This is a genomic window from Gilliamella sp. Imp1-1 (genome assembly GCF_001690415.1).
GTDB lineage: Bacteria > Pseudomonadota > Gammaproteobacteria > Enterobacterales > Orbaceae > Gilliamella > Gilliamella bombi.
The window spans coordinates 1-3,686 of sequence record NZ_LZHK01000127.1 but is presented as its reverse complement, the minus strand read 5'-3'; the positions used below and the strand labels follow the sequence as shown (position 1 = coordinate 3,686).

The following is a 3,686-nucleotide window of genomic DNA, read 5'->3' as shown; positions in this document are numbered from 1 at the left end:
AATATTAGTTATACATTATTAATTTATTTACTTTTTATAGTAATTTTTCCTAGAACAAAATGGATAAGATTACCTATATTTGGAATCTTCAATTTCATTTTAGCTATTGAGCTCTTTTTTAATTTAAAATATGGTTATATCTCTGATTCTCTTTTGAAGACTGCTTTAGAAAATGATACAAATCAAAGCTATATAATGATAAAAAATGAATTTCTATCAATCATATTGCCTTCTTTTCTTTTCTCGATAATTTATACTTATTTCGTATATAATAAAATAAGTATATCTTTTAGGAGCAAAATATTATATTGGTCTATAATCTTTATCTGTTGCTTTTTCTTATTTAAAAACACTTTATACTATTATCTATCAGATAAAAGACATATTGTTGAATTTGAAGTTGATCCATTTTTTTCTTTAAATAAGTATATACGAGTAAAATATCCTGTTGTGATTGGGAACACTACCATATTAATAGTTGATTACTTAGGATTTTCCGAAAAATATACAAATGTTGTTCAGCATGAAAAATTCAACTCTTCGATAATTAACACAAATGACTTAAATACCTATGAAAAATATAAAAATATAATATTTATTTTGGGTGAATCAGCATACCGTGGTAGACATAGTACTTATGGATACAAAAAAAATACAACGCCAGAAATGCAAAAAATTTTCACGCAAACTAATAGTTGTATAATAAATGAAGTACATTCACCTGCATCAATTACAAGAGATGCTGTGCCTATGTTATTTTCATTCGCAAAACCGCAAAATGAAACTCCCTTATTAGATGAAAAAAATATAATTGAAATGGCTAATTTTCAAAATTATAAATCCTACTGGATATCTAAAAATGGAGAATCCGGCCCACACAGTAGCAAATATTCTATTATAGCAAAATTAAGCAATATCTTTATCGAAAATCTGAAAGATGATCTAGAACTTCCACAACAACTGATTGAAACAGGTTTTCAAAATAATGAGAAAAATTTTATTGTAATTCATTTAGCTGGAAGCCATAAACCTTATAAGCTTGGTTACGATGAACTAGATATGTCTTCCTTACCCGAAGGAGACGACTATGATCTTACTATTCACCACACAGATCGAGTTATAAAACAGATTTATACAATACTAAAAGAAAAATTGAATGATTTCATATTAATTTATACGCCAGATCACGGTGAAATTGTTAATTTAGGACATGGACTATTAAGAAAAACAAAAGAATTTAGTAACCAATTTGAAATTCCTTTAATGATATATTCAACATATGATGATTATCCTTGCCAAGAAGTTGAAAGCTATCGTAACGATGAAAATATGATAAACACATCCAATCTTGTATTTTTATTAAGCAAATTACTCGGTTATTCTGTAAATATCGATCAATCCTTTATTAAAAATGATTTGATACTATCGGTCGATGGACAATCATATGAATATCAGACTATTATAAAACAATATCAACCGTAATTGTTTTATGCCTTTTTAATAAGTAAAGCTGCTTGTTAGATTATTTTAAACTGTTTTCAACAAATCATACAAACTTATTAAACAAATAAAGATAATAAAACTTTAATGCTGTGGCAATTCTTCCTTTTTTAAAGCTGAATTTAGCATAATGACGTAGCCAAGATCTTTTTAATGCTAGGGGACGTTTAGTAGTTTGCCATGGAGATAACTTAAAATATATTCTAAATAATTCAGAATCAAATGTTTGGTACCATGGTTTATATCCTGAAACATAATGCAATAATACAGTATATGATGCAATTGACTGTTCTTCTTTACAAGAAATTGAAATCTGAATTTTAGTATTATATTTAATTGGTAAAAGTAAAGTTTTATTTTCTAATAAAATATTTAAAACATCTTGATCAGCAAAACGATAAACATTTCCATCGTTTATCATATTCATGCATTGTTCAGTCATATTGTTTATCGCCCATTGTTTAGTGTTTATTAGTAAAACACCTGCATTAAAATATTTTTCTGCGTCAATTGAGTATAAATCTTTTATAGTATTTTTCATTATGTTATCATCAGGTATAACACCAGCGATGTTATCCTTTAATTCAGTATTGTATAATGTGACAATTCGTTTTAAACATAAAATATCACTATCAATATACAAAAATTTTTCAGTTTCATTTTTCAATACATCAGGAATAATAAATCTAACACACGACATTGCAGATAAATAGCCTAAAACTAATGTTTCTGAATTAATTCGAAAATTACTGTTGAGATAATATATTTTTATTGTAGTTGTTGCACTTATCAACTGTTTAAATCTTTCCAAATTAGCTGGAGATATTTGATCTGTAAATAGATGAAAGCATAAATGTATATCAGGATTATTGCAGATAACTGAAGAAATAGTGACGCCTGCTGGCATTGCATAATTATCATCGAATGCTAGCGCTATGTGCATCATATCTAAGTTTTTTTCTTCTAATACTTTAAAAACCTGAACTCCACTGATGTACTTATTTGAGTTAAACATTTATTACTTTTAGTTAAAGGACTTTCTTATATTTTAAATAAAATATAATCATGTGTAAATTTATTTAATTCTCCTCAATTTTTTAATCTATATTTTAATAAGGATTAAATATATAATTAGCCATATATTTTTAATATCTAAATCATTTATATGTTTAACGTTAATAAATTTATTGATCAAATAAAACCTCTTTTTAATAATTATGATCCTAAATACTCAACACTTAATATTGCTTTAGGATTTGATGATAATTATGCAATTCCTGCGGGGATTGCGATGTTATCAGTAATAAAAAACACGCCAAGCTATAATCTAAGTTTCCATTTATTTATTGACCAGGTTTCCGAAATCAATCTTGATAAATTCAAAAAATTAAGTAGTAATAACGTTTCAATTACACTCTATTATTTGAATAGTAATTTCATAATTAATCCCAAAACTTTAGTTTTACATATTGCTACAATATCAACTTGTATTCGTTTTATCATGCCGAAATTATTAGAAACCATAACTGATAAACTAATTTATCTTGATAGTGATGTAATATGTTTACAATCATTAGCTAAAATAGCTGAATATAATATTGAAAATTATATTGCTGGAGTTGTTAGTGACACAAAAGATATGCAACAGACAATTAGCAGAATGTATCATATCGATTCAACTAGATATTTTAATGCCGGCGTTCTTCTAATAAATACAAAAAAATGGTGTGAAGAAAATATTTCAGAAAAAGCACTTGAGCTAATTAATGATGGAAATATATATAAATTCGCAGATCAAGACGTTTTAAATATTTTGCTAGAAAAGAAAACGCTCTTACTTCCTATAAAGTTCAATACAAAAATAAAAATTTCAATTGATGCTCATCAAGAAAAAAATATTAGACCTTATACAGTAATTTTGCATTATATTTCACAAAATAAGCCTTGGTTTAAAGTCTATCAATCTGAAATCTTCAAGCATTATTTTCAATTATCACCATGGAAAGATGAAGAGTTACCTTTGAGTGGAGACAGTTCGTCAATAAGAAATTATGCTAAATACTTAATGAAGCATAGAGCTTATTACAAAGCTATTTACTATTATGGTGTTTACTTAAAATATAAGTTATTCTTAAAAAAATAATTATTAATAAAAATATTATATGATAAATAATAATGCTCCTATT

At 25.9% G+C, this 3,686-nt stretch carries 3 protein-coding genes; 2 read left to right on the top strand and 1 reads right to left on the bottom strand.

Annotation, left to right across the window (positions count from 1 at the left end):
- A partial coding sequence (locus A9G38_RS10310; RefSeq protein WP_081297957.1) for a phosphoethanolamine transferase occupies window positions 1-1,482 on the top strand: 1,482 nt, incomplete at its 5' end.
- 64 nt (window positions 1,483-1,546) lie between these two features.
- Here the strand turns inward: A9G38_RS10310 and A9G38_RS10305 are convergent.
- A complete protein-coding gene (locus A9G38_RS10305; RefSeq protein WP_034912027.1) occupies window positions 1,547-2,515 on the bottom strand; it encodes a glycosyltransferase family 8 protein in 969 nt (322 codons plus the stop codon).
- Window positions 2,516-2,665: 150 nt separating this feature from the next.
- Between A9G38_RS10305 and A9G38_RS10300 the strand changes: the two genes are divergently transcribed.
- Window positions 2,666-3,643, top strand: a complete 978-nt coding sequence (locus tag A9G38_RS10300; RefSeq protein WP_034912022.1) for a glycosyltransferase family 8 protein — start codon at window positions 2,666-2,668, stop codon at window positions 3,641-3,643.
- Window positions 3,644-3,686 lie beyond the last annotated feature (43 nt).